Annotated in this window: 23 protein-coding genes and 5 pseudogenes; 14 read left to right on the top strand and 14 right to left on the bottom strand. The window is 70.1% G+C overall.

Features of this window, described 5'->3' with window-relative positions:
* Positions 1–24: 24 nt before the first annotated feature.
* The gene (gene kdpF, locus CLM62_RS15880) at positions 25–102 is read right to left on the bottom strand and encodes a K(+)-transporting ATPase subunit F (RefSeq protein ID WP_107483795.1); all 78 of its coding nucleotides are present in this window, start codon (positions 100–102) and stop codon (positions 25–27) included.
* A gap of 424 nt (positions 103–526) precedes the next feature.
* Here kdpF and CLM62_RS15875 point away from each other — a divergent pair, with 424 nt between their 5' ends.
* Positions 527–1342, top strand: a complete 816-nt coding sequence (locus CLM62_RS15875) for an SAM-dependent methyltransferase (RefSeq protein ID WP_095750513.1) — start codon at positions 527–529, stop codon at positions 1340–1342.
* Between the two features lie 31 nt (positions 1343–1373).
* Here CLM62_RS15875 and CLM62_RS15870 read toward each other — a convergent pair whose 3' ends face one another.
* Positions 1374–2279 carry a helix-turn-helix transcriptional regulator gene (locus CLM62_RS15870; protein WP_179382111.1) on the bottom strand — a complete coding sequence of 302 codons (906 nt, stop codon included), beginning with the start codon at positions 2277–2279 and terminating at the stop codon, positions 1374–1376.
* Between the two features lie 247 nt (positions 2280–2526).
* Here CLM62_RS15870 and CLM62_RS15865 point away from each other — a divergent pair, with 247 nt between their 5' ends.
* A complete protein-coding gene (locus CLM62_RS15865; RefSeq protein WP_179382110.1) occupies positions 2527–3957 on the top strand; it encodes a serine/threonine-protein kinase in 1431 nt (476 codons plus the stop codon).
* Positions 3958–4007: 50 nt separating this feature from the next.
* Positions 4008–4300, top strand: a pseudogene (locus CLM62_RS15860) (MMPL family transporter); the annotation flags it as partial.
* Positions 4301–4368: 68 nt separating this feature from the next.
* Here CLM62_RS15860 and CLM62_RS15855 read toward each other — a convergent pair.
* Together CLM62_RS15855 and CLM62_RS15850 are read right to left on the bottom strand one after the other, a co-directional pair.
* The gene (locus CLM62_RS15855; RefSeq protein WP_095750555.1) at positions 4369–4806 is read right to left on the bottom strand and encodes a M48 family metallopeptidase; all 438 of its coding nucleotides are present in this window, start codon (positions 4804–4806) and stop codon (positions 4369–4371) included.
* A gap of 71 nt (positions 4807–4877) precedes the next feature.
* Positions 4878–5984: an LLM class flavin-dependent oxidoreductase gene (locus CLM62_RS15850; RefSeq protein WP_095750511.1), complete on the bottom strand. Its 1107-nt coding sequence runs from the start codon at positions 5982–5984 to the stop codon at positions 4878–4880.
* A 416-nt stretch (positions 5985–6400) separates the two neighbouring features.
* On the opposite strand from CLM62_RS15850, the gene CLM62_RS15845 reads away from it, so the two are divergent.
* The 4 genes and pseudogenes from CLM62_RS15845 to CLM62_RS53055 all read left to right on the top strand — a co-directional run.
* Positions 6401–6778 (top strand): DoxX family protein, encoded by a 378-nt coding sequence (locus CLM62_RS15845; RefSeq protein ID WP_095750510.1) that lies wholly within the window; start codon positions 6401–6403, stop codon positions 6776–6778.
* Between the two features lie 50 nt (positions 6779–6828).
* Positions 6829–7800: a pirin family protein gene (locus CLM62_RS15840; protein ID WP_095750509.1), complete on the top strand. Its 972-nt coding sequence runs from the start codon at positions 6829–6831 to the stop codon at positions 7798–7800.
* Between the two features lie 52 nt (positions 7801–7852).
* A pseudogene (locus CLM62_RS51505) lies at positions 7853–8061 on the top strand (MarR family transcriptional regulator); the annotation flags it as partial.
* Between the two features lie 158 nt (positions 8062–8219).
* Positions 8220–8303, top strand: a pseudogene (locus CLM62_RS53055) (MBL fold metallo-hydrolase); the annotation flags it as partial.
* Positions 8304–8478: 175 nt separating this feature from the next.
* Here CLM62_RS53055 and CLM62_RS15825 read toward each other — a convergent pair.
* The 4 genes and pseudogenes from CLM62_RS15825 to CLM62_RS15815 form a co-directional block, all read right to left on the bottom strand.
* A complete protein-coding gene (locus CLM62_RS15825; protein WP_095750508.1) occupies positions 8479–9033 on the bottom strand; it encodes a hypothetical protein in 555 nt (184 codons plus the stop codon).
* Between the two features lie 187 nt (positions 9034–9220).
* Positions 9221–9334, bottom strand: a pseudogene (locus tag CLM62_RS53050) (transcriptional regulator); the annotation flags it as partial.
* A gap of 75 nt (positions 9335–9409) precedes the next feature.
* Complete coding sequence (locus tag CLM62_RS15820) at positions 9410–9616, bottom strand: hypothetical protein (protein ID WP_257003866.1); 207 nt, start codon at positions 9614–9616, stop codon at positions 9410–9412.
* 47 nt (positions 9617–9663) lie between these two features.
* Positions 9664–10329: a hypothetical protein gene (locus tag CLM62_RS15815; protein WP_095750507.1), complete on the bottom strand. Its 666-nt coding sequence runs from the start codon at positions 10327–10329 to the stop codon at positions 9664–9666.
* A gap of 556 nt (positions 10330–10885) precedes the next feature.
* On the opposite strand from CLM62_RS15815, the gene CLM62_RS15810 reads away from it, so the two are divergent.
* Both CLM62_RS15810 and CLM62_RS15805 read left to right on the top strand, forming a co-directional pair.
* A complete protein-coding gene (locus CLM62_RS15810) occupies positions 10886–12217 on the top strand; it encodes an erythromycin esterase family protein (RefSeq protein WP_257003865.1) in 1332 nt (443 codons plus the stop codon).
* Positions 12218–12536: 319 nt separating this feature from the next.
* Entirely contained in the window at positions 12537–13694 is a 1158-nt protein-coding gene (locus CLM62_RS15805) for a site-2 protease family protein (protein ID WP_095750505.1), read from the top strand.
* A gap of 158 nt (positions 13695–13852) precedes the next feature.
* Here the strand turns inward: CLM62_RS15805 and CLM62_RS15800 are convergent, their stop codons facing one another.
* Positions 13853–14122, bottom strand: a complete 270-nt coding sequence (locus CLM62_RS15800) for a dsRBD fold-containing protein (RefSeq protein ID WP_095750504.1) — start codon at positions 14120–14122, stop codon at positions 13853–13855.
* Positions 14123–14132: 10 nt separating this feature from the next.
* Positions 14133–15524: a nicotinate phosphoribosyltransferase gene (locus CLM62_RS15795; protein ID WP_095750503.1), complete on the bottom strand. Its 1392-nt coding sequence runs from the start codon at positions 15522–15524 to the stop codon at positions 14133–14135.
* Between the two features lie 384 nt (positions 15525–15908).
* Between CLM62_RS15795 and CLM62_RS15790 the strand changes: the two genes are divergently transcribed.
* The gene (locus tag CLM62_RS15790; protein ID WP_095750502.1) at positions 15909–16340 is read left to right on the top strand and encodes a DUF2267 domain-containing protein; all 432 of its coding nucleotides are present in this window, start codon (positions 15909–15911) and stop codon (positions 16338–16340) included.
* A 62-nt stretch (positions 16341–16402) separates the two neighbouring features.
* On the opposite strand, the gene CLM62_RS15785 is transcribed toward CLM62_RS15790, so the two are convergent.
* From CLM62_RS15785 to CLM62_RS15780, 3 genes are all read right to left on the bottom strand, one after another.
* On the bottom strand, positions 16403–18457 hold the full coding sequence (locus CLM62_RS15785) for an aconitate hydratase (protein ID WP_257003864.1): 2055 nt from the start codon (positions 18455–18457) through the stop codon (positions 16403–16405).
* Between the two features lie 496 nt (positions 18458–18953).
* Positions 18954–19145: a hypothetical protein gene (locus CLM62_RS49340; protein WP_143659084.1), complete on the bottom strand. Its 192-nt coding sequence runs from the start codon at positions 19143–19145 to the stop codon at positions 18954–18956.
* A gap of 177 nt (positions 19146–19322) precedes the next feature.
* Positions 19323–20717 carry a glycoside hydrolase family 43 protein gene (locus tag CLM62_RS15780; protein WP_095750501.1) on the bottom strand — a complete coding sequence of 465 codons (1395 nt, stop codon included), beginning with the start codon at positions 20715–20717 and terminating at the stop codon, positions 19323–19325.
* A 284-nt stretch (positions 20718–21001) separates the two neighbouring features.
* Here CLM62_RS15780 and CLM62_RS15775 point away from each other — a divergent pair, with 284 nt between their 5' ends.
* The 4 genes from CLM62_RS15775 (at position 21002) to CLM62_RS15760 (ending at position 24854) form a co-directional block, all read left to right on the top strand.
* Positions 21002–22423: an amidase gene (locus CLM62_RS15775; RefSeq protein ID WP_095750500.1), complete on the top strand. Its 1422-nt coding sequence runs from the start codon at positions 21002–21004 to the stop codon at positions 22421–22423.
* Positions 22424–22518: 95 nt separating this feature from the next.
* The gene (locus CLM62_RS15770; protein WP_030044637.1) at positions 22519–22737 is read left to right on the top strand and encodes a hypothetical protein; all 219 of its coding nucleotides are present in this window, start codon (positions 22519–22521) and stop codon (positions 22735–22737) included.
* 133 nt (positions 22738–22870) lie between these two features.
* Positions 22871–24358, top strand: coding sequence for a flotillin family protein (locus CLM62_RS15765; protein WP_095750499.1), 1488 nt, complete (start codon positions 22871–22873; stop codon positions 24356–24358).
* A 40-nt stretch (positions 24359–24398) separates the two neighbouring features.
* Positions 24399–24854, top strand: a complete 456-nt coding sequence (locus CLM62_RS15760) for a type II toxin-antitoxin system PemK/MazF family toxin (protein ID WP_095750498.1) — start codon at positions 24399–24401, stop codon at positions 24852–24854.
* A gap of 128 nt (positions 24855–24982) precedes the next feature.
* Here the strand turns inward: CLM62_RS15760 and CLM62_RS50055 are convergent.
* Positions 24983–25315 (bottom strand): annotated as a pseudogene (locus CLM62_RS50055) (TIGR02452 family protein); the annotation flags it as partial.
* Positions 25316–25515 lie beyond the last annotated feature (200 nt).

The raw sequence follows: 25515 nt of genomic DNA, 5'->3' as shown, positions 1-25515 counted from the left end.
CTGCGGAAGCAGCCGATGTCACAGTCAGAACCTCTCCGGGAAGATCAGGGCGAGGATCAGATAGCCCAGCAGGGCGACGGCCACGACCAGGCCGACGCCCATTTCAAGATTGGATGCAGCCTCGGCGGTCACAGCTTCGTCACCCCCTTGGCGACGAGGGCCACCAGCGCGAAGACCGCGACCGTGGTGACGACGAAGGCCAGATCGGCCATCGCGAACTCCTAGGAGAGGTTCGAAAGAGGAGCGGACGGATAGAGGGAACCCTCTCCGTGACCGGAATCGACCGCCGTTGACGCGTCTCTAACGGCGGCGCCTCCACCTTTGACACAGCCCTGACGCACGTTCTTCACACTGAACGGCGCGACACTGACGGGGCGCTGATGGAGCCGAACAAGCCAACTGCCAGCCGAACAAGGGCAGGTTGGGGCCGGCGATTCACATGAGTCGGGCCGGGGGGAATAACGTGGGCGTCCACGACTGGTGTTCGACTTTTTGTGGTTCTCACTACGCGCAGGCAGGAGCGTCCATGACTGATGAGGCAGCGAATTCCGAGCAGGAAGCCCTCTCCAAGATCGACACCTCGGTGCCGCAGTCGGCCCGGATCTGGAACTACTGGCTAGGGGGGAAGGACAACTACGAGGTCGACCGTGTCGCCGGTGACGCGTTCCGCGAGATCTTCCCCGGTATCGAGACCGGAGCCCGTGCCGCACGGTACTTCCTCGCCCGCGCCGTACGTCATCTGGCCGCCGAGGAGGGCATCCGGCAGTTCCTGGACATAGGCACCGGGCTGCCCAATGTGGACAACACCCACGAGATCGCCCAGCGGGTGGCCCCCGAATGCCGGATCGTCTACGTCGACAACGATCCGTTGGTGCTGGCCCACGCCCGCGCGCTGCTCACCAGCACCCCCGAAGGTGTCACCAACTATGTCGACGCCGACCTGCGCGAGCCGAGCACCATCGTGCGGGAAGCCGCGAAGACGCTGAACTTCGACCAGCCCGTCGCTCTCATGCTGATGGGCATCCTGGGTCACATCGAGGACTACGACGAGGCGCGCTCGATCGTGCGGCAGCTGGTGGATGCCCTGCCCTCCGGCAGCTACCTCGTGCAGTACGACAGCACCAACACCAGTGAGTCCTACGTCAAGGCCATCGAGCAGTACAACGAGGGCGGCTCGATCCCGTACATCCTCCGCAGCCCCGAGCAGATCGCTGGCTACTTCGACGGTCTGGAACTGCTGGAACCGGGCGTGGCGTCGTGCTCGCGCTGGCGTCCTGACACCGAGGCCTTGGGCCTGCCCGCGGAGGTGCACCAGTACGGCGGTGTCGCCCTCAAGCGCTGAAACCCGCCGACCGTCGGGCCCACGTCCCGGATCAGGTCTCCTGGAGGATGCGATGGAGGATCGTCGGAGTCTCGTCCGGTGATTCCGCTTCGACCACCAGGCGGTTCATGACATCCCAGTAGCACTCGATCTCGGCCGGCTTGTCGGGATAGAGGGCCGTGGCGAGCTGTTCGAGGTAGACCATGTCGGGCAACTGACCGCCGGGCAGGCGCAGGATGGTGACCGGACCGCTTTCCGCGGCGTGGCCGCCGGCGAGGAACGGCATGATCTGGACAGTGACCTGCGGGAGTCGGCAGATCTCGATGAGATGCCTGAGCTGGGCGCGCATCGTGCCGATGCCGCCCACCGGGCGACGCAGCGCCGCCTCGTCGATCACGGCCCAGAGCTGAGCCGCCGGCCGGCGGTGCAGGATCCGCTGGCGTGTCATCCGCAACGCGACTCGCCGGTCGATCTCCTCCGCACCAGCGCCTGGGTGGGCGAGCCGGACGGAGGCACGCGCATAGTCGGCGGTCTGCAGTAAGCCGGGAACACGTTGCACCTCGAAGCAGCGGATGAGACTCGCTGCCTGTTCTGCCCCGAGGTAGGCCTGCATCCACGCGGGCACCACGTCGTTGTAGTACTGCCACCAGGCGGGGGTGTTGGCCTGGTCGGCCAAGGTCAGCAAGGTGGCGCGCTCGGCCTCGTCCGTGACTCCGTAGAGAGTGAGCAGATCGGCCACGTCACGCGGTTTGAACCCATGGCGGCCGCCCTCCAGTCGGCTGATCTTCGACCGGGAGGCGCGGATGACGCGTCCCGCGGCCTCTCGGGAGATGTGCCGCTCCTCCCGCAGCCTGCGTAACCGCGTGCCCAGCACCAAGCGCGCCACCATGGGGCCGGCCGACCGGCCGTCCAAGACCCCGCTGTCGGACGGTGTACCTGCTGCCCCTTTGGTGCCCATGGGCATTCTCCCTGCGGTGAACGCAACTCTGCACGCATACAAGTACTGCGGCCAGCCATCCTAGGGGCTGTCCGGTACATGATCTCCGGACTCGTGGGAATGATCTTCGCGGCATCTCCCGTCAAGATCACCAATGCGGTGACCCGACAGTGGGCCCGCCGACTCGGCATGGGAGGGGTCCCGCCGGTGCCCGGCGAGGATGCGTGTGTCGTGCCCTGACCGACGACGACGCCGAAGGGGACGGGACATGCGCGCAACGCTGCTGGGTGGGCGGTACCGGCTGGAGGAGCGGATCGGGGGCGAGGGGCCGAAGACCGTGTGGCGGGCGTGGGATGAGGAGCTTGCTCGCTATGTCGCGGTCAAGACGCTGACCGGGGCGGTGCCCATACGCCCCGGGGAGCACCGGGAGGACCGGCGAAACGCGCGCTGGTGGACCAAGTCGTTCCAGCGGGACGCGCGGGACGCCGCCAAGCTGGGGCCCCACCCGCACATCGTGGCGGTCTACGACTCCGGGGGCGAGGAGCTGGACGGCCGTACGGTGCTGTATGTCGTGATGGAGGAGGTGCGCGGCCGGTCCCTGGAGCGGGTGTCGGCCGAGCGGCGGCCGGGGCTGGAGGAGATCGCCCGGTGGGGGCAGGAGATCTGCCGGGCGCTGGAGCGGGGCCTGATGCACGAACATCTGAAGCCGTCCAACGTGATGATCGACGAGGACGGCCATTCCGTCGTGCTGGACTTCAAGATCGCCTGGTCCACCCGCCTGATGCCCGGCCTGCGCACGAGCGAGCCCGCCGATGCGCTTGCGTACGTGGCTCCGGAGCAGGCCCTGGAGCAGGTCGTGGCTGTGTCCGGGGACTCGCACGTCTCCGGCGATCGAAGCGATCTGTACGCACTGGGGTGCATGCTGTACGAGTTGCTGACGGGGCGGCAGCCGTTTCCCGACGGCCCCGACCCCTGGAGCGCGACAGACCCGCCGGCACCGCCGAGCGCGCTCCGCCCCGACCTGCCGGAGGGGTGGGACGAACTGGTCCTCGCCCTCCTCGCCTGGCAGCCGGAGCGCCGACCGAGGGACGCCAAGGTCGTGCGCCGGCGTCTGGCCGCCCTGCCGACCGCACCCGGCTGCCCGCCCGCGCCGCTGGGCCGTTCCGCGCGGCCCGGCGTGACCTGGTCGGCGCTCCTTCTGGTGACGGCCGGCGTGAGCTGGCTGCTGCTCCGCTCGCTGACACCGCTGGGGACCGGCTGGCTCCTGGCACTGCCCCTGCTCGCCGCAGTGGCCCCGGCCTCCGTCATGGCGATGGGCGGCAAGGGCGACCGGGCCCGCAACGGCTTCGGCTGCGTGGTCAGCGCGTCGGTGTTCGGCTGCGCCGGGTTTTTCACCAAGGGCCTGCCTGTGGCGTGGGCCGAGTGGAACGAACTGCTCGCGGTGCCGGCCGTCTTCGCGTCCTTCTACGCCGTTCTCGCCACCGGCCACGGCATCTCCGAGGCCGTGGATCATCTGGACTTTCCCGAGCCGGTCAACTACGCCGTCTCCCTGGGCGGATGGGTGAACGGGGCCTTGGCCTTCGGCCTCCTCATCGGCCTGACGAGCACCGCCTGGTGGTGGGCCGCCCTCACCCTGCTGGGCGTCTGGACGGCCACGTCCGCGGTCATCCTCCTGCTGCTGCTCGCCTTCCGCCGCTGACCCGCCCCTGAGACGTCCCCCATCCGTCCTTTCCTGATCTCTCCGACCGACTGACCAGCACCGGAGGCGTCATCACCTCCGCGGGCATCGTCCTCGCCACGGACTTCGCCGTCTTCGCCGGACTGCCCCTGGTCACCATGGCGCGGATGGGCGTCCTCGTCGGCATCGGCGTCCTGCTGGACACCTTCCTCGTCCGTACGGTCCTGGTCCCGGCCCTCGTCTGGACCTGGGCCGCTGGTTCTGGTGGCCGGGCAGCCTCTTCCACCACCTTGCTCGCCATGAGCCGGACGCACAGGCAGACCAGTCGACCACCTCACCCGCCCCGGCCCATGATCCGGCCTGATGCGGGGTGACGCCGACGCGGGTCTCCTCGACCCGCGTCAGCGGCTGTTCGACGTCACCGTTGACGGGTCAAAATCGATCGTCGTCCGGAAACTCGCCCGCGAACGCGGCGGCCATGCGTAGCCAGGGCCCCGCCTCCTCGTGCCGCCCCTGACGTTCCAGGGTGCGGCCCAGCATCAGGTGGGCGTAGTGCTCCACCGGGTCGCGGTCGATGACCTTGCGCAACTGCTCCTCGGCACGCCGCAGTTGTGCGGAATGGTAGTAGGCGCGGGCCAGCAGCAGCCGGGGGCCGGTCTGCTCCGGGGCCTCCTCGACGACGGCGGCGAGCAGCCGGGCTGCGCCGATGTAGTCCTTGGCCTCGAAGAGCAGCTGGGCCCGCTCCCAGCGTTCGACGGTGGTCTCCTCGTGCGGAACCCCGGCGCCGTCGTCGAACAGGTGCAGGGCGCTTGCCCAACGGTCGGGCGCGACCTGGCCGTTCGCCCGGTAGTCGTTGAAGTTGTCGCTCATCAGTACGTCCTTCCCGGTTGCCTTGCGCTCGGTACGTGCCGTCACACTGACCGGCATGGGGCCGGCCGCCGTCAGGCCACCGGATCCGCGGCCGGTGCACGCTCGGTGTCGCGGGCGGCGAGCAGGGACGCGTGGGTGGGGGCGTCGGGCACGTTCGCCGGCCGCCCCTTGGCGAACTCCTTCCGCAGGACGGGCACGACCTCCTCGCCGAGCATGTCGATCTGCTCCAGCACGGCCTTCTGCGGGACCCCGCCGCCGTCCACGACGAACAGCTGGCGCTGGTAGTCGCCGAAGTGCTCGCGGAAGGTGAGCGTCTTCTCGATGACCTGCTCGGGGGTCCCGACGGTCAGCGGGGTCTGCTCCATGTACTCCTCCATGGAGATCCCGCCGCCCATCACCGGTGAGTGGTCGAAGAACGGGCGGAACTCCCGGATGGCGTCCTGGGACCTGCGGCGCATGTAGACGTGCCCGCCGAGGCCGACGATCGCCTGCTCGGGGCTGCCGTGGCCGTAGTGCGCGTACCGCTCCCGGTACAGCTTGATCAGACGCTGGAAGTGCTCCTTGGGCCAGAAGATGTTGTTGGCGAAGAAGCCGTCGCCGTAGTACGCCGCCTGCTCGGCGATCTCCGGCGAGCGGATGGAGCCGTGCCAGACGAACGGCGGTACGCCGTCCAGCGGCCGCGGCGTGGAGGTGAAGCCCTGCAACGGCGTACGGAACTTCCCCTCCCAGTCGACCACGTCCTCCCGCCACACCTTTCGCAGCAGCGCGTAGTTCTCGATGGCGAGGTTGATGCCCTCGCGGATGTCCTTGCCGAACCACGGATAGACCGGGCCGGTGTTGCCGCGGCCCATCACCAGGTCCACGCGACCGTCGGCCAGGTGTTGCAGCATCGCGTAGTCCTCGGCGATCTTCACCGGGTCGTTCGTCGTGATCAGTGTGGTCGCTGTGGAGAGGATCAGCTTCTCGGTCCGCGCGGCGATCCAGCCCAGCATCGTCGTCGGCGAGGACGGCACGAACGGCGGGTTGTGGTGCTCGCCGGTCGCGAACACGTCCAGCCCCACCTCCTCGGCCTTCTGCGCAATGGCGACCATCGCCTTGATCCGCTCGGACTCGCTGGGCGTGCGCCCCGTGGTCGGATCGGTGGTCACATCACCGACGGTGAAGATCCCGAACTGCATCGTCCTCAGCCTTCCATTTATTGACACATCAACTACAGCCCCGCAACACGCTGCCGAACGTCTCTATTCCGTCGCGCCGAGCCCGTCCGAGCCGATCACCCACCGCGCCGCCGAGGCGGTGATCACGAACGCGCCTCTCCCAGTTCCGTGTCCAGCCATCGATGAGTGGAACAGTGAGTGCGGTGACCGTCCTCGCGCACGTCACCCTCCCGAGGGTGACCGCGGGCGCCGAATCCATCCCCTGCCGTTACTGGGCACCGTCCTGTGCCGGTCGCGGCGGAGGCGCCGTCACGCACAGCCTTGATCACCTGACCAGTTGACACGTCATCCACCTTCTTCTAATTTAGGTGACGCATCAATCATCGCTGTGGGACACCGCGAGGCAGGCCCGCACAACCCGATCACAAGAGGTATCTGTGAACGTCGCCTTGTGGGCTGTCGCGGCCCTGCTCGCTCTGGTCTTCCTCGCTGCCGGCGCTGCAAAGCTCGCCCAGCCGAAGGAGAAGCTTCTCGCCTCACCGTCCATGGGCTGGGCCGAGGACTTCTCGCCCGGGCTGATCAAGACGATCGGCCTCCTGGAGGTTCTCGCCGCGATCGGGCTGATTCTGCCCGCGGCGGTGGATGTCGTCCCCGATCTGGTTCCGCTGGCCGCGTCCGGCCTGGCACTGACGATGTTCGGCGCCGCGATCACACACAGCCGGCGTGGGGAAGCCCAGTCGGTCGTCGTGAACGTGGTCCTGCTCGCCCTGTCCGTCTTCGTGGCCTGGGGGCGGTTCGGGCCGCACGCCTTCTGACGGCAAGTCGCACGCCTTCCGCCGGCTACCGGAACAGAGGAGAGAAACACATGCCTGCCATCACCGTGGACGACGTACTGGTCCTGCCGCGCCTGCCGGAGCTGGACCCGGCCGGCACGGTCTACCGGCCCGTCCGCCGCCTGACAACAGCGCAGCACGGCTTCGAGGGTGAGGGATTCCCGGTGCGCCGTGCCTTCGCCGGGGTCCCGTTGCCGGAGCTCGATCCGTTCGTGCACATGGACCACATGGGCGAGGTCGAGCAGGCGCCGGGAGAGGCCACGGGCACCCCGTGGCATCCGCACCGCGGCTTCGAGACCGTCACCTACATCATCGACGGCGCCGTGGAACACCAGGACTCCAACGGCGGTGGTGGAGAGATCACCGACGGCGACACCCAGTGGATGACCGCGGGGGCCGGAATCCTGCACATCGAGAAGCCGCCGGAGCGGCTCGTCAGGAGCGGCGGGGTCTTCCACGGCGTGCAGTTGTGGGTCAACCTGCCCCGCGCCAAGAAGATGAGCCCGCCCCGCTATCAGGACATCCGCGGCAAGCACGCCGGACTGGTCACCACCCCCGACGGCGGCGCGCTGATCCGCGTGATAGCCGGCGACATCGCCGGACACACCGGCCCGGGCATCACCCACACCCCGATCACCGTCGCCCACCTCACCATCGAGCCCGGCGCCCGGGTCGACCTGCCGTGGGACCCCGCTGACAACGCCCTGGTCTACGCCCTGGCGGGCCACGGAACGGTCGGCAGCGAAGCCCACCCCATCCTGGAGGGCCGGCTCGCCGTCCTCGGCGCGGGCGACGCACTGCGCCTGGCCGCCGACCGCGTGCAGGAGTCCCGCTCTCCCAAGCTGGAGCTCTTCGTACTGGGCGGCCGCCCCATCCGCGAACCCGTCGTCCAGTACGGCCCGTTCGTGATGAACACCCCCGAAGAGGTCCAACAGGCGTTCGAGGACTACCAGGCGGGCCGCCTCGGCGTCATTCCCGCCCAACGCCTCCCCCACACCTCCTGAACATTGCTCGGACACGGTAGGTTCCGGCGTGACGAACGTACGGAGGTTCGAGCGTGTCACGGATCCGGACGACCGGCGAGGCCGACTGGTGCGGCTGACACCACTCGGTGAGGAGACCGCCGTGCGCGTCTCCCGGCTCCACGTCGAGAACATCAAGCGGTACGTCCTGGAGCCCCTGCCTGCCTCCCACCGGAAGCGGTCGCGGAGGACCTGCGGATCCTCAGCCACTCGGCCCGTGACTCGCTGCCACTTCTGCCCTGAGCGGCCTGTCGGGGCGACACCGGCCCGACTCGGACCGAATTATCTGACGAGTCAGATATCGTTGCGTGGCGTGGACGTCCCACACCGGCTTTTCGTGCCTGCTCGCCGTGGACTGTGAGCAGGTCGGGCAGCCGACGCCCCGCCTCCCAGGAGCCCCCATGAGCGCCCTCTCGTTCAAGGTCCTCGACCTCGACTTCCCCGCCGGCAGCAAGAACAAGACCGCCACCCTCGTCACCGGCGAGAGAGGTCGGCGCCCTGGCGGCCCTCTACCGACTCGGCGCCGAAGTCATCGCCGACGCCTTCCCCGACGCGAGGTTCGTCGCCACCGGGACGCCAGCCCGGCCACAGCGCCTCCCACGCCTCACGGCTCGGCAGCACCGCACGCGAGGAGTGAGCTGCGCGGTCACGGACGGCGTGTCAGAAGGTGTCCACGCTGCTCGTGAAGCCGAGCCATGACAGGGAGGCGACGGTGCTGAGCGTGGGGCACAACTCCCGCAGTTTGGCCGGGTCGCTCCTGGGCTGCTTTGCGCCCATCTTGTAGCAGCCCAGTTTCCGGATGGAGTTGACCGTCCGCACGACCTGGTCCGCGGAGTCCCTTGTGTCGGCGTACTGGCCGCCGGGAAACTCCTTGTCGATGTGCCGGGCAATGGCGTCGGCCGTTTTTCCGGCCGCAGTGAGGTCCTCGCCGCACACGGCGTCGTCCCAGGGGACGCCGTCGCACGCCGGTGAGCCGGCCGGACCGTAGACGGCCCTGTAGGTCCAGAACATGTCCGAGGGGGTGGCGGGATCGCGAGCGGCGTCGGCTCCGGACGACGGCGCCGAGTCTGTCGGCGTCGCCGTCGAGGAGGCCGAGGAGGACTCGCGGGGCGGCTTGCGGCCTTCGTCGTCGTTTCCGCCCCCGCAGGCAGACAGCGCCACGGCTGCTGTCATCACGGCGGACACGGCGACGGCATACCGTCGGTGCACGGTCATGAGTTGTCCCCGCATTCGTTGCGGCGGAGCGGGTCTACGCGCCCGGCCCGCCTGGCATCCTGGCCGACGGAGTCGGGCACTCCTGCGGGTCGAGTGCATGCATACCGTCGCTTGTGGAGCATCAGTCCGTCCCCCTCACGTCACCACCCCCGCGACCCCCATCGTCCGGCCCTGCCTCCGGGAGGGGTCCCGGCACAGATCGCCTCAGGCCGGTGCCCACCTTGAGGCCTACCTGGCCGGGGCTGGTCCGGGTGCGGCGCGCACGCAGGAACCTACCCGGCTCGGCGCCGCCGCATCGACTACTACGACCGCCTGGAGCGCGGCGAGGAGAGCCGCCCCAGCCCTGCCGTGCTCGAGGTGGGAACGCGGGTCACGGTCAGTCGAGCGGGACGCCTGTGTGGCTCTCCAGGACTTGGATCAAGTGGGCCTGGAACTCTTCGTCTTGCGCTGCGGGGTGTGGTGTCTGGGTCTGCCGGTGGTACCAGTAGCCGCCGCTGCTCGGGGTCACGTCGTGGTGGGTGGCCAGCCGCACCTGGGTCCGGTGCCCGGCGGTCAGGTCATCCGATGCGCCGGGACCGCCCATGCGGGTGGGGACCCACCCGGGGTCGACGGCGTGGCTGCAAGGACCCCTCAGCCCCACCCGGACAGGTTTCGTTCAAGCCTGGAGAGGTCCGACCTGGCCTCGGATACCGCCTGCTCGGGGGTGATCCAGCGAGACGCGCCGCGGATCTCGGCGGCTCTCCTTTCGATCCACTCCCGCTTCCCATCCCTCTCGCCGTCACGAAAGCCCGCCCGGCCGCAGCAGGTCCCGCCCAGCCCGCCGAGACTGCCTTCCTTGCCCGCACGAAGGTCACCGTACTGCGACGCCACGTCCCGAGCGGCTTTGCGGGCCGCGGCATACCCGGGCTGTTCCCCGCACGGGCCCGTGTGGCTCGGTCGGGGAGGACCGTACTTCGGCAGCCCCATCATCCTCCGGTCGTACTCGGGCACTTCGGCACCGAGGGCCCGGTCGATCGCCATGGGGCGGCCGTCGCCCACCTGGTTCCTGATCCACCATTCGGCGTCGGTGAGACTGTTCAGAGCCTCCCTCACACCGGGTGGGATCCGGTTGCCCCACCGTTTGCCCACCAGCTCGGCTCTGATCTTGGTCGCCTTGCGCCGGGCCCGTTCGGTGCCGCCGGTCATCGGGGGCAGGGGGGTCAGCTCGGCGAGTGCGGTGTTGAGCCTGTCCCTGTTGTCGATCCACCACTTGGCGCCGGTCAGGCGGCTCAGAGGCACCCAGTGGGACTCATCCATTGTTGTCCACCACGAGCTGCCCCATCGCGCTTGGACATATCGGTCCCGGATGTCAGTGGCCCACGATCGCTGCCGTGGGCTTCCGCTGCCGATGGCAGGAAGCGCAGTGAACTGCCGCTGATCACTCACAACTCGCCTGTTCCCCGTTGCCTCGTGGGCCAGACATGGTGGCAAGTGGTTCTTCGATTGCGCTATCCCCGGCAGCCGACCGGGCCGCGTCCTCAACCACCCGTCGGGGGCAAACGGGCAGGTCAGTGGGTATCACCAACCTCAGCGTGGCCGACCAGCGCGCTGAGTCACGCAGCTGTGCGGTCCTCCCGTTCTCCAGGTCCCAGCTCCTCCCTGTCCCCCTCCGGCTCTCGCCACCGCGTGCTGCCGCGGCTTTCTCCTCGGACCGCGAACCGATACGCCCCAGCACGTCACCGGCGAGTCCCGTCCCGGCTCCCACGGGTACTAGCGCCGCTTTGGCCTCGACGCGGCATTCATCCTGGTACGGACGTTTCATGTACGGCACGGCGGGGACCCGATGTTGGACGCTGTGGGAGGAAAGCACGCCGTGCCCTACACCGACCTGCTCCGCATCCGGGACGAGGCGCTGCCCCTGACCGGTCAGACGTCGCTGGACCCGCTGCTGGACCGCATCGGCGACGCCCGCTATGTGCTGCTGGGCGAGGCCTCCCACGGCACCGCCGACTACTACCGGGTCCGTGATGTGCTGACGCGCCGGCTCATCGAGGAGAAGGGCTTCTCCTTCGTGGCCGTCGAGGGCGACTGGCCGGACTGCCAGGCCGTGCACTGCGCGGTGGTCGCCGCGCCCGGTGCGCCCGAGGATCCCGCCGAGGTGCTGGCCGGCTTCCGGCGCTGGCCGACGTGGATGTGGGGCAACACCGACATGGCCGCCTTCACCCGATGGCTGCGCCGCCACAACGAGCAACTGCCGCACGAGCGGCGCGTCGGCTTCTTCGGGCTGGACGTCTACAGCCTGTGGGAGTCACTGCACGCGGTGCTCGACCATCTGCGGGAGCACGACCCCGACCGGGTGGACCACGCCCTGGAGGCGTACCGCTGCTTCGAACCGTACGCCCAGGATCCGCAGTCCTACGCGCTGGCCACCCACCTCACCCCCCAGGACTGTGAGCCACAGGTGATCTCCCTGCTCACCGAACTGCGGCAACGGGCCGCGCGTACGGCGGTGTCCGACGGCTCACTCGCCGAGTTCGCGGCACGACAGAACGCGGAAGTGCTGGCCGGCGCCGAACGCTACTACAGGGCCATGCTCGGCAGCGGGCCCGAATCCTGGAACATCCGCGACCGCCACATGGCCGACACGCTGGACCGGCTGATGGAACACCACGGCCTGGACGCCAAGGCCGTGGTGTGGGCACACAACACCCACATCGGGGACGCGCGTGCCACGGACATGGCCGACATCGGTGAGGTCAACATCGGCCAGCTGGTCCGCGAACGCCACATCGGCGACGGCGTGGTCCTGGTCGGCTTCGGCTCGCACTCCGGCACCGTGATCGCTGCCGAGGAGTGGGGCGACCCGCCTCGGATCATGGGGGTCCCGCCCGCGCACGCCGGAAGCCTGGAGGACCTGCTGCACCGTGCGCTGCCCGGCGAGCGGGCCCTGTTCGTCTTCCCCCATGTGCAGTTGCAGCGACCGCCGTCCACCGGCCTGGGCGAGTGGTTCCACCAGGAACGCGGTCACCGCGCGATAGGCGTCGTCTACCGGCCGCGGTTCGAACGCGTCGGCAACTACGTCCCCACCGTCCTCGCCCAACGCTACGACGCCTTCTGCTACCTCGACCGCACCCATGCCCTCACGCCGTTGCACCCCCTGCCCGCGGGGATCCCGGAGGAGCAGACATGGCCGGTGGGCGTATGACGCCCGGTGTGCTTGGGGTGAGGCCACTGGGCTGTCCGGGGCGCTTGGGCGGTCCCGTCCCGGGTACTCGCTGGTGCCCACAGGTCCAGCCGGGGCCTGTCCCGGAAGGGACGTGGAGGAGGCCATGGCCCAGCAAGTCCAGGCGAACGTATAGGGGTTGTTCACGCCTGTTGCACCCGCTCGTGGGCGTTGACCCGCGTGTCGAAGTCGTCCGCCGGTGCCCGCGGACCGCGGCGGACCGGCCCCGGCTGTCCGCTCCCAGCTGGGTGCACGGGCCCCTTCCGGGTGCGCACGTACGTCGGCACAGGAGGTGTCTGACATGGGGGCGACGTTCTCGCTGGGACGCCTTGCGGGCATCCGCATCGGGGTGCACTGGAGCGTCCTGGTCATCTTCGTCCTGATCGCCGTCGGACTGGCCGCCGGCCGCCTGCCGGACACCCACCCGGACCGTCCTGCCTGGCTGTACGCGGTGGTGGGAGTGGCCACCGCGGTGGTCTTCCTGCTGTCGCTCCTGGTCCATGAGCTGAGCCACGCCATCGTTGCCCGCCGCAACGGCGTGGGCAGTGACGACATCACGCTCTGGCTGCTGGGCGGAGCCGCCCGCCTCAAGAGCGAGGCACCGAGCCCGGCGGCGGAGTTGCGCATCGCCGGGATCGGGCCGTTGGTCAGCCTTGCGCTGGGCGTGGTCTTCGCGCTGCTGACCGTCCTGTTCGGCCAGGTGTACGGATCGGGGCTGTGGGTCGAGGCACTGGCCTGGCTGGCGGCGATCAACGTCCTGCTGGCGGTGTTCAACGCGCTGCCGGCCGCGCCGCTGGACGGCGGACGGCTGCTGCGCGCCCTCGTGTGGTGGCGCACGGGCAGCCGGCTGCGGGCCACGGAAGTCGCCACCACTGCCGGCCGTGTCCTCGGCTGGCTGCTCATCGCCGCCGGGGTGTACCTGGCCTTCGCCGGGGCCGCGGTCGACGGCCTGTGGCTGATGCTGATCGGCTGGTTCATGATCGCCATGGCGACCGCCGAGGGCGGCCAGGCCAAGATGCGGGAACTGCTCGGCTCGGTGCCGGTCCGCCGGGCGATGACCCCGGATCCCACGACGGTGCCGGCCGCCACCACGATCCGGGAGTTCCTCAGCGGCCCGCCCTGGGTCTACCGGCACTCGGCCTTCCCGGTCGTCGATGCCGCAGGACGGCCGACAGGGCTGATCAGTGTCAACCGGGCCGGACAGGTCCCGGTGTCCGAGCGCGACCGCACGACGGTCGCCGCCGTGATGGTGTCCCTGGACGACCTCCCGACCGCCCACCCAGACGACAGGCTGATCGACCTGCTGCCCTCCGTCGACACCAGCGCGGCCCGCCGCGCTCTCGTGCTGTCCGAGGACCGGCTCGTCGGCATCGTCACGCAGTGCGACATCAGCCGGGTCATCAACTGGCTCACCTCGGCCTCGTCCATGGACGGCAATCGGGTTCAGCCGTCGGGCTGACACGCGTGCCAGGTCGATGGCCGTCGTGCTTGCGGCCCGCCCAATCTGCCCGCCACTGGAAGGTGTCCCTGCAAGTTCGCACCGCTCACCGGGCGCGATTCGCCCGTCGGCGCAGGACATCAAGCAAGTCGGTGTGCCGCGGGCGGTCACACGGGCCATCAGAGGGCCTCGCGGGTGGTCGCCGCCTCGCCCAAGCGCTCGATGTCGCGCTCGGCGGCGTTCCCCAGCTGTTGTGCGAGGTCGCGCATGGCCATGCCCGCCGCCAGTTCGTCGCCGATCTCCGGCCCGTTCGTGTCCGCCGGACGGCAGTGCGCGACCCCGCGGCCGGTGAGTGCTGCGCCCCCGGTGTCGAGCACCAAGTGCGCCTTCATCGTTCCGTCGTCCTCGACGAGGCGGAGGCGGACCTTCCACTCCGCCGTATGCGGCATCGTCGGCTCCTCACTTCGGTAGGGACCGATGTGATCCGGATGAGTTTTGATCTGGGTCCGGGGGCCGCGTTGTGGAGGCTGCCGTCTCCTCCCCGATGCGGCGCCGAACCCGGGAGGCGAGTGCGTTCAGCCGCTCGGAGGTCGTCGCGAGGGGGGCTACGGGGGCTCGGATCCGGCGGGCCGCCGACGGCAGCTCAGCCAGGTCCGCGGCCAGTCTCTCCCGGCACTCGTCGAGCGTGGTCCTGATGCCGGTGCGCCGCCCGTTCCGTATCACCGTCTCCAGCAACGGCCTGCCGTCCTCGGGTGGCTGCTCGTCGGCGAGACCGATCACGTCGGCGCAGCCTGGGCGGCGGAACACTTGCTTCGGGCCGGGCGCCGTCACCTTCGCCGAGGAGAGCTTCATCACCGGCCGGCCGTCGTACTCCACCAGTTTGTAGGCGGAGTCCACGTACGGCGCGTCGGCCGAGACTCCGAAGCGAGTGCCGACCGCGTAGGTGTCGATCGGTGCTCCGGAACGGACCAGGTCGTCCACGGCGTACTCGTCGAGACTGCCACTGGCGATGATCCGTGCGTCCGGCAGGCCGACGCCGTCGAGGATGGCGCGTGCCTTTGCCGCCAGTGCTCCGAGGTCGCCGCTGTCGAGTCGTACGGCGGATCCCGGCCCGCGGTCGAGGTCCTTGAGGACGCGCGCCGCGACGCGCACGCCCGCCTCGGTGTCGTAGGTGTCCACCAGCAAGGTCACCGGGCCGGGGTGGGATCGTGCGAAGGCGCGGAACGCCTCTTCCTCGGTGGCGAAGGCCTCCACGAAGGAGTGGGCCATCGTGCCGACGGCAGGTATGCCCAATGCCGTGGCCGCAGCCACGTTGCTGGTCCCGGCGAAGCCGGCCAGTGCGCCCAGCCGGGCCGCCTGGAACCCGGCCTGCGGGCCTTGGGTCCGCCGCAGGGAGAAGTCGACCACCGGATGTCCCGCCGCCGCGAGGTGGCATCGCGCGGCCTTCGAGGCGATCGCCGTCTGATGGCTGAGCTGATTGAGCACGTAGGTTTCGGCCAGTTGCGCCTGCGGAAGCTGCGCGGTCACTTCCAGCAGGGGTTCTCCCGCGAGCACGATCCGCCCCTCCGGCACCGCGCGCACGTCGCCGGTGAACTCCAGGCCGAGCAGGGGCTGAAGATCCCGCCGCGGCCGGTGCAGCGCGGATGCGAAGGCGTCGACGTCCTCCGGGCCAATGCGGAGATCCGCCAGATAGTCCAGGGCCGACTCCAGCCCGGCGGCGACCAGGAAGCCGCGGTCAGGAGGCAGGTCTCGGACGAAGAGGCTGAAGGTCGCCGGGCTGGTCATCCCCTCCCGCAGGTAGGACATGGCCATCGTCACTTCGTAAAGATCGGTGATCGTCGCATCGGACATCAGCGTCACCTCCTCGGCCCCCCTTGCGGGTATCGCATGTCCTGCCTTGCGGGTTTCCGCGTGTCATGGACCGAAGCGACTGAAGCATCACGGACGGAAGCGCGCGGAGAGGGCCGACACCAGCAAGCGGCGCCCTCCTGCGAGCCCGACGATGCTGGCAACCAGTTATGTCCGTCCCAGCATGGAAACCCAGGGGAGGAAGGGGAAGCCACCGCGTGCCCTCATGCAGGGCATGGGGTACCGACACCGGGCAGGTAACCACGACCCGCGCCCTCGCCACATCCGATCGAGCCGGCCATTCCCAGTGCCGAACACCGCCCGCCCGCCAGGCACGGCAATCCCTGAAGCGCATGGGCGCCACGGAAGACCGGAAGGGCAACCCCGATGCCTCCCACACATCCAACCGACTTCGAGCACGCCATCCACACCGCCAACATCTGGTTGAAAGCGGTGTGCGAAGCCCTGGGGACGGAGGACCGCCACCTCGCCCACCGGGTGTTGCGCGCCTGGCTGCATACGCTCCGCGACCGGGTCACCGTCGACGTGGCCGCCCACTTCGCCGCGCAGCTTCCCGACCTGCTGCGGGGCGCCTACTACGACGGCTGGGACCCCAGCGCCGTACCCGTCAAGTACGGCCGCGAAGGCTACGTGAACCGGTTCGTCAAGGAGGCCAAGGTCGCTGCCGAAGACGTGCCCCGGATCGTTCCCGTGGTCACCGCCGTCGTACGCGACCACGTCTCTCCCGGTCAACTGGAGGCGGCGCTGGAGCAACTTCCGCACGACATCCGCGCACTGCTCCTTCAGCCGGCTGCCTGATCGAGCTCTACGCACGCGGTGCAGCCCCCGAGGGGTGAGCAGACGCACGGGCGGTGGCCGGGTCAGCCGCTGTGGTGACTGAGGTTCCCTGGGTCCGCCGGGGTGGCCGGAATCTCTGGGCCCGCACTTCCCGGGTGCTGCTCCTCGCGGGCGAGGGCAGCGATCGTTCCTCCGGCGAGTACGGTGCGGCGGCGGCCGTCGGAGAGGTGGTGGCGGACCGGGTAGGTCTCGTCCTTGGTGGTGTTGTGCAGCCGCAGGTGGGGCTCGGCCCCGGGGGCCAGGGCGGTGTGGAGGTTGTCCAGCCGTAGCCGGTCGCCGATGTCGATGCGGTCGTAGTCGCCCGGATCGTCGAACTCCAGGGGCAGGATGCCGAAGTTGCTCAGGTTCTGCCAGTGGATGCGGGCGTAGGACTTGGCGACGACGGCACGCAGCCCCAGGTGGCGTGGGGTGATGGCGGCGTGCTCGCGGGAGGAGCCCTGGCCGTAGTTCTCCCCTCCGATGACGACATGCGCGCCGGGCCTGCCGTCGGTGGCGAGTTCGGCGGCGCGTCGGGGGTAGTCCGGGTCGATGCGGGTGAAGGTGAACTCGGCGAGCTTCGGGACGTTCGATCGGTACGGCAGTGCTTTCGCTCCGGCCGGTGAGATCTCGTCGGTGGAGACGTTGTCGCCGCACTTGAGCAGGACCGGGCCCTCCAGCAGGTCGGGCAGCGGGTCGAAGTCGGGCAGGCCGGAAATGTTGGGGCCGCGCTCCAGTTCGATCCGGGCGGCCTCCTCGGGCGGCAGCGGCGGCTCGAGCATCGCGCGGTTGACCGACGCGCGCTCGGGAAGGCGCGGCCGCGGGTAGGGCACGCCCTCCTTGGCCGCCCACTCGCGGGGGTCGGTGATCTCGCCTGTGAGGGCGCAGACGGCGGCCGTCTCCGGGGAGCACAGCCACACCGCGTCCTGTTCGGTGCCGGAGCGGCCGGGGAAGTTGCGCGGGAAGGTGCGCAGGCTGTTGCGGCCGGGGGCGGGGGCCTGGCCCATGCCGATGCAGCCGAGGCATCCGGCCTGGTGGATGCGGGCCCCGGAGGCGATCAGATCGAAGGTGGAGCCCATCTTGGTCAGGTCGGCGAGGATCTCGCGGGAGGTCGGGTTGACGTCGAAGCTGACGGCCGGGTGGGTCTGACGGCCGGCGACGATCGCCGCGGCGACGGCGAAGTCACGCAGCCCGGGGTTGGCGGAAGAACCGATGACGGCTTGCCCGATGGACTCGCCCGCCACCTCGCGCACCGGCACGACGTTGCCGGGCGAGGTGGGGCGGGCGATGAGCGGTTCGAGCGAGGCGAGGTCGATCTCGTCGGTCAGGTCGTAGACGGCGTCCGGCCCGACGGCCAGCTCGCGGAAGTCGGCCTCGCGGTCCTCGGCGCGCAGGAAGTCACGCACCGCGGCGTCGGCAGGGAAGACGGACGTCGTGGCTCCCAGTTCGGCGCCCATGTTGGCGATGACGTGCCGGTCCATGGCGGTCAGCTGCTCAAGGCCCGGGCCGTGGTACTCCAGGATCCGGTTCACCGCCCCCTTGACGCCGTGGCGCCGCAGCAGCTCCAGCACCACGTCTTTGGCGCTCACCCAGTCCGGCAGTCGGCCGGTCAGGCGGATGCCCCAGATCTCCGGCATGGTCACGTGCAGGGGCCGTCCGGCCATGGCGAGCGCGACCTCCAGGCCGCCGGTGCCGAGCGCGAGCATGCCGAGCGACCCGGCGGCGCAGGTGTGGGAGTCGGATCCGGCGAGCGTCTTGCCGGGGATGCCGAAGCGGTGCATGTGGGTGGGGTGGGAGACGCCGTTGCCGGGCTTGGAGTACCAGATCCCGAAGCGGCGGCAGGCGGAGCGCAGGAAGGCGTGGTCCTCGGCGTTGCGCTCGTCCGCCTGGAGCAGGTTGTGGTCGACGTACTGCACGCTGACCTCGGTACGGACCCGGTCCAGCCCGAGCGCCTCCAGCTCCTGCATGACCAGCGTGCCGGTGGCGTCCTGGGTGAGCGTCTGATCGATCCGCAGGCCGATCTCCTGGCCGGGTTCCATCCGCCCGTCGACGAGATGGTCGGCGATCAGCCGGTGCGCCAGCGTGCCGTGGGAGAGCGTCACAACGCCCAGGCTGCGCGCTCCGCCCTGGAGCGGCAAGCCGGCGCACGTCCTGCTGGTCGGCTACGGCACCTCCGCCTCCCAGGTGATGGCGGACCGGTTCCGGGCGATGGGGAGTCCGCGCCACCATGGCCGGCTCACATGGGCGCGGGCGGCGCCACGACACTACGACGACCGCTGCGACCCCTGTGCCTGCATCAGCGGTTCCTTGGGCGGCGGGCACGCAGGCCCGGGAGCACATCGGGCTCGAGAGAACGGGCGGGACACAGATCGCCGCCGTCACCGGTGAGGGCAACTACGTCCGGGGCCGGTCGGCTGATGCCTTGGGACATGGACCGGGCCGAGCCGACAACCTGGGCATGCGGCGTCGGTGAGGGGTTTGAGCCCTCCGGTTCCCTCCCGGACGGTCAGCGCTCCGGTCTCGACCGTCACAGTCACCGACGACTTTCGGGGTCGCCGGTGACGACCGCCGCGTTCCCGGCCCAACGGGTCGCCTCGATCACGAGGTCGGGTCCTGCCCTCCGGCCCAGCCCGGAACGGCTGGTCCTGCGGTCTCCTCGTCATCCCCGGTGGCATCCGCCACCCGCCGTACGAACTCCCGCACACCCCAGTTTCTGGCGGGGAAGTTGTCGGCCGCGTCCATCAGAATCTCGGCGACTGATCCTGGCAGGAGTTGGGGGGTATGCGCCACGAGGAGTCCGTCGGCCTCTTCGGGCCGCTCATCCCGCCCCCGCCTTCACGCCAGGGAGTGCACTCCTCCCGTGGAGGACGGCTCGATCCGATGCTCAACGCCCGGGCCGCAGCCGGGCTTGGCCGCCCCACCCAGTGCACAACCAGTGCACACTGCCCAGATCAGCAAGGGCCCAGCTCAGGCCCAGGCTGCCACCGGCACGAACGAACTGTCCTGCCGGAACAGATCCGTCCCGTTCGTCCGCTCCACCCTCAACTGGTAGTTGTAGTGGCGCAGGTAGTACCCGGGATAGTTGTACGACTCGAAGCGGAGCGAACCGCTCGTCGTGCCCGTGCGGGCGATGAACGTCGCGTCCCTGGCGAACGTCGTCGTGCCGTCGTTCGCGTCGAAGCGGGCGCGGAAGTCCCAGTGGCGCAGGTAGTTGCCGGCGGTGTCCCGGAAGGAGTAGCCGCCCGAGTCCGCGAGGCCGGCCACGACCGTGAAGGTGGAGGCCTGCTTCTCGGCGGTCGTGCTGGAGCCGCTCACCACGGGGAGGTTGAGCAGGGAGGACTGCGACTGCCAGTAGCGGGTGGAGAAGTTGGCCGAACGGAAGGAGCGGGTGACGTTCTTCGCCAGGCTCGGGCCGCCGGAGACCGTCTCCTTGATCACCGTGAAGTGGCGTGCCGTGCCGGAGACGACGGGCAGGGCGGCCGGGGCCGACCAGGTGGCGAAGGTGTCGTAGCTGTCGCTGTAGTAGTAGGTGCCGTCGCCGTAGCCGTCGAAGAAGATCCGCCAGCCGCCGTTGTCGAGCTGCACCAGCGCCGGGCCCTCGCGGTAGCTGCCCCAGCCCGCCCAGTTGCCCGTCCTGCTGATGGTGTAGGGGCCGGTGAGCCGGGAGGCCGTCGCGTACTCGATGTACTTGGTCGTCTCGTTCTTCGTGAAGGCGTGGTAGGTGGAGCCGATCTTCACGATGTACGTGTCGATGTGGTTCGCGCCGATGCCGGAGAGGGCCACCGGTGAACTCCACGCCGTGAGCGCCGAGTTGGTGGCTCTCAGCAGGTACGGCGTGAAGATCCACTCGTCGTTCGTCGTCGAGCAGGACACGATGACGTTCACGCTGCCGTCGCTGTCGACGAACCACTCCGGCGCCCACGCCCGGGACAGGTTGGCGATCGGAACCGTGTAGTCGTACAGGAAGGTCCAGTTGACCCGGTCGGTGCTGCGGGCGAAGCCGATCGTGGTGCTCGGGTCCTGCCAGGTGTGCGTGGTGTAGGTGATGTAGTAGTAGCCGTTCGTGTGCTTGAGGATGCTCGCGTCGCGGATGCGGTTGCTGGGCGGGGTGTAGGCCGACGACTTGGCGAGCCGGAAGTCGGTGGCGTCGTCGGACTGGTAGACGTTCACGGTGCCGTCGTTGCTGTTGAGGAACGGCACGATGGTGTAGCGGGTGGCGGAGCCGCTCGGCGGGGCGGCGGCCAGGGCCGTGCCGAGCAGGCCGGGCATCTCGCCCAGCAGGACGGCCGAGGCCGGCAGGGCGGCCAGCCCGCGCAGCAGGGTGCGGCGGGACGGTGGCGGCGTGGGGGGTCTGGTGGTCACGGGCGGCTCTCCCTCGGACTCTTACGGCTTCTTGCGGCGCGATCTCATGCGGCTCACATGCGCAGCGTGTTCGAAATTCCGAACTAGGTTCGGAAAGTCGGTCAGAAGGTAGAGCTGGGGCAACAGTGCGTCAATGGTTTGAGCAGGACCTTGCAGGCCCTGTGGAAAGGCTGTGGCGGCCGGCCGAGTCCGCTGCCGGAGTTCCAGTCCCGCCAGGGTCGTTCCACCGGGCCCTCCCGGACGTTACCGTTCGGTAGACAACGCGTTTTCCGGAGGTGGACCGCATGACGCCAGACCGTTCCGCAGGCCTCGCTGAGTCCGCCCGTGCCCTGGCCGACGGGGAGCTGACCTCCCAGGCGCTCGTGGAGCGGGCCCTGGCGCGGATCGAGGCCACGCAAGGCTCCCTGAACGCCTTCCGGATCGTACGGGCCGAGGCGGCGCTCGCCGAGGCGGAGGCGGCGGACGAGGAACTGGCCGCCGGGATGCGAAAGCCGCTCCTCGGAGTGCCGGTGGCCGTCAAGGACGACATGGACGTGGCGGGCGAGCCGACCGCGTTCGGCTGTCAGGGTGAGTTCCCGCCGGTCGCCGAGGACGGCGAGGCGGTACGGCGGCTGCGCGCGGCCGGAGCCGTGATCATCGGCAAGACCAACACCTGCGAGTTCGGGCAGTGGCCCTTCACCGAGGGGCCGGCCTTCGGCGCGACCCGCAATCCGTGGAGCCCCGAGCACACCCCGGGCGGCTCGTCCGGCGGCTCGGCCGCCGCGGTCGCCGCCGGTCTCGTGCCCGCCGCGCTCGGCTCGGACGGAGCCGGGTCGGTGCGGATCCCGGCCTCCTGGACCCATCTCATCGGCATCAAGCCACAGCGCGGCCGGATCTCGACCTGGCCGCGCGGCGAGTCCTTCCAGGGCATCACGGTCAACGGCACCCTCGCCCGCACGGTCGCCGACGCGGCCCTGCTCCTGGACGCGGCGAGCGGCAACCACGAGCTCGACCCGCACCGGCCGCCGGCCGTGAACGCCTCGGAGGCGGTGGGCCGTGACCCCGGCCGACTGCGCATCGCGCTCGCCCTTAAGCCGCCGTTCACCGCCGTGCCCGCCCGACTCCAGCCGGAGGTACGAGCCCAGGTCGTCCAACTCGCCGAGAAACTCAGCGACTTGGGGCATACGGTCGTCGAGGCCGATCCACCGTACGGCCAGATCGGGCTGACCTTCGTGCCGCGCGCCACCGCCGGGATCGCCGAGCGGGTCCGCGAGACGCCCTTCCCCGCGCTCCTCGACCGCCGCACCCGCGAGGCCGCCCGGCTGGGCGAACTGCTCGGCGGCGCCCCGCTGCGGGCGGCCCGGCGCGCCGAGGCGGCCCTGCAACGCCGTATCGGCGTGTTCTTCGAGACGTACGACGCGATCCTCGCGCCGACGACGGCCGCTCCCCCGCCGCGCATCGGCGCGCTGCTGCATCTCAACGGCTTCGCCACGGACCGCGCGATGATCGCCGCCTGCCCCTACGCCTGGCCGTGGAACGTGCTGGGCTGGCCGGGCGTCAATGTCCCCGCCGGTTTCGTCGCCGGCGGGCTGCCGGTCGGCGCCCAGCTCCTCGGGCCGGCGAACAGCGAGCCGCTGCTCGTCTGTCTGGCCGCCCAGTTGGAGGCGGAGCTGCGCTGGCACGAGGCATGGCCGCAGCCGGTCGCCTCGGATTCCCCCGCTGCATAAGGGCGTTCGGACAAGGCGTTCGGCCCTTAGGGGTCCTTGCACTATGCCAGCCCGGGTCGCGCGCTCATAGTGCAAGGACCCCTTACCCTGTGCCCATGGACGACGCGTCGATGGTCGGGCTCATGGGACGGGTCACCGGGACGATCGGGCCCGGACTGGTCGGCGAGGTGATCGTCCGTGTGCGTGGTGGCGCCGAGCACTTCCTCGCCTACCCCGCCTCCGGCACTGACCGCATCGAGCGGGGCACGGTGGTGATGGTCGTGGAGTACCTGCCGCCGAGAACGGTCTACGTCCAGGCGGCGTACGACAGTTGAGCCCGCTGCGCCGCAGGTGAGAGCTGTTTGTGTCAAGGTTTCGACAAGGATCGGCCCGCGTCTGTACCCGGGCGTCGCCCGGGCGCACACTCCCTTCGTTCGGTGCCGAAAGGGCACCATGCAAAGGGGGCGTATGCCGATGGTTGTCGGCGTCGTTGCGGGAGCGGCCCTTCTCGCCGTTCTCGTCGTGATCGGTCTGTTCAAGTTGATGTGGCGGGTCGCCGAACCCAACGAGGCACTCATCATCTCCGGTTCCAAGCACCGGACGGAGGGCCTCGAGGAAGGGATGGGGTTCCGCATCGTCACCGGGCGCGGCACGCTGGTGCTGCCCGGTGTGCAGGCGGTGCGCAAGCTGTCGCTCGATCTGAACGAGACCGAACTGCATGTGGACTGCGTGACCCACCAGGGCATTCCGCTCAAGGTGCGGGGCGTGGTCATCTTCAAGGTGGGCGACGACTTCGTGTCGATCGCCAACGCGGCTCGCCGTTTCCTCGACCAGCAGAAGCTGATGGCGGAGCGGGTGCACAACGTCTTCGCCGGTCATCTGCGGTCCATCGTGGGCGGGTTGACGGTCGAGGACATGATCCGCGACCGGGAGAAGCTCACCGGGCAGACCCGGGCGGCCTGCGGTACGGAGATGGAGAAGCTGGGCCTGATCGTGGACTCGTTGCAGATCCACGAGATCGAGGACCCGACCGGGTACATCCAGAACCTGGCGATGCCGCACGCGGCGGCGGTCCAGCGGGACGCGCGGATCGCGCAGGCGGAGGCGAACCGGCTGGCCACCGAGGCCGAGCAGCAGTCGTTCGCGCGGATGGCGGAGGCGACCCGGGACAGCGAGATCCTCCAGGCCGGCTATCAGGCCGAGCGCGACAAGGCGGGTGCGAAGGCCCGGCAGGCCGGTCCGCTCGCCGACGCCGCGGCCCGGCAGGAGGTCGTCGTCCAGGAGACGCGGGTCGCCGAGCTGGAAGCCCACCGGCGTGAGCAGCAACTCCAGGCAGACGTCCGCAAGCCCGCGGACGCGCAGGCCTACGAGAAGCGCACGCTGGCCGAGGCCGAGCGCGACGCGCGGATCTCGGCGGCCGAGGCCAAGGCGAAGGAGACGGAGCTGGCGGCCGCGGCCGAGGCGACCCGGGTCAAGACGGCCGCGGGCGCCGAGGCCGAGGCGACCAAGACCCGGGGTACGGCCATGGCCGCGGCGACCCGGGCCACCGGTGAGGCCGAGGCCGCCGCGGCCCAGGCCAGGGGTCTCGCGGAGGCCGAGGCGACCAAGGCCCAGGGTCTCGCGGAGGCGGAGACCATCAAGGCGCGGGCCGCCGCCCTCGCCGAGAACCAGGAGGCCGTCGTCGCCCAGCAACTCGCCGAGAACTGGCCGGAGATCGTGAAGGCCGGCGCTTCCGCGTTCGGCAGCGTCGACAACATGGTGGTGCTCAACGGCGCCGACGGCATGGCGGACATGCTCGCCAAGGCGCTCACCATGGGCGGGACGGGGCTGGGCCTGGCCCGTCAGCTGCTCGCGTCGATGAACCAGAACGGGCAGGCCACGAACGGGAATTCGCCCCTCGGCGGGGTCGTGACGCCTCCCGCGCAGAAAGTGCCGGTGGAGAAGGACGGGGGGTGAGCCGAGCGGGGGCCGAGCCACGGGCTCTAACGTTGCGTCCGTGACTGTGTTTACCGAAGAAGCCGATGAGAACGTGCCCGGCCGGTCCGGCCCCTCCGCCACCACCGAGGCCGACCCCCGTGAGGTGGGCCGGGTGCGCACGGAGTACTCGCCCGCGCACGACGGGGACCCGGATCCCGGCGAGATCGTCTGGACCTGGGTCCCCTTCGAGGAGAACGACGGCCGGGGCAAGGACCGCCCCGTGCTCGTCGTCGCCCGCGAGGCCGGCGGCACCTTCCTCGCCGTGCAGCTGTCGAGCAAGCGCCACGACGGCGACCGGGAGTGGGTGCCGATCGGGAACGGGCCCTGGGACCGGTCGGGGCGGGACTCGTGGGTCGACGTGGACCGGGTACTGCGGCTGCACGAGGCCGGCATGCGCCGGGAGGCGTGCGCCCTGGACCGGATGCGGTTCAACCTGGTCCGGCACCGGCTTCGGGAACGCTACGGCTGGAGCTGACGCGGCCCAAGCGCCGTCACGGCTGGAACTGACGCGACCGAAGTGCCGTCACGGCTGGAGCTGACGCGGCCCAAGCGCAGTCACGGCTGGACGCGCCCAAGCCCGTCACCGCTGGAGCTGACGCTCCACGCGGAGGCCCGGCACAGGGCCTCCTCCTGGGCCTGGGCGCCGCCCAGGTATCCGCCACCCGGGTTGCGGGCCGAGGCGAAGTTCAGGACGGCCACCGGTCGGGCGATCCGACGGGCGGCTTCCAGGCTGCTCTCGCCCGTGACCTCGACCGACGTGTCCACGGGAGCGAACGGCGGGACCTCCACCGGACCCGGCCCGTACATCCGTGTGCCGTCCCGGGCCGCCTCGACCGCCACGGACACGGACACCTCGCGGCCGTCCGGCGCGCGATAGGCCCCCGCCTCCACGATCTGCTCCGTCCGCTGTGCGACGCCACGCAGGCGCGCGCTCATGGCGCCACCCCCGTGGACGCCACGACCGCGCGGCGCGCGGCCTCCCCCGTCGTGCTCATGAACGCATCGTGAGCGATTCTGGTCATGCGACGCAACAGAGTTTCCCGGTCCCGATTGCGACGATGTGCCCCCTTGTGCGGATGAGCAGAAGGGTCTTGGGTGGGACGAGTTGTGCCGGTCCGGCCCACCGGACCCCGGAC

It is taken from the genome of Streptomyces sp. SA15, from assembly GCF_002291145.1.
Classification (GTDB): domain Bacteria; phylum Actinomycetota; class Actinomycetes; order Streptomycetales; family Streptomycetaceae; genus Streptomyces.
This window is presented reverse-complemented; position numbering and strand designations above follow the sequence as displayed.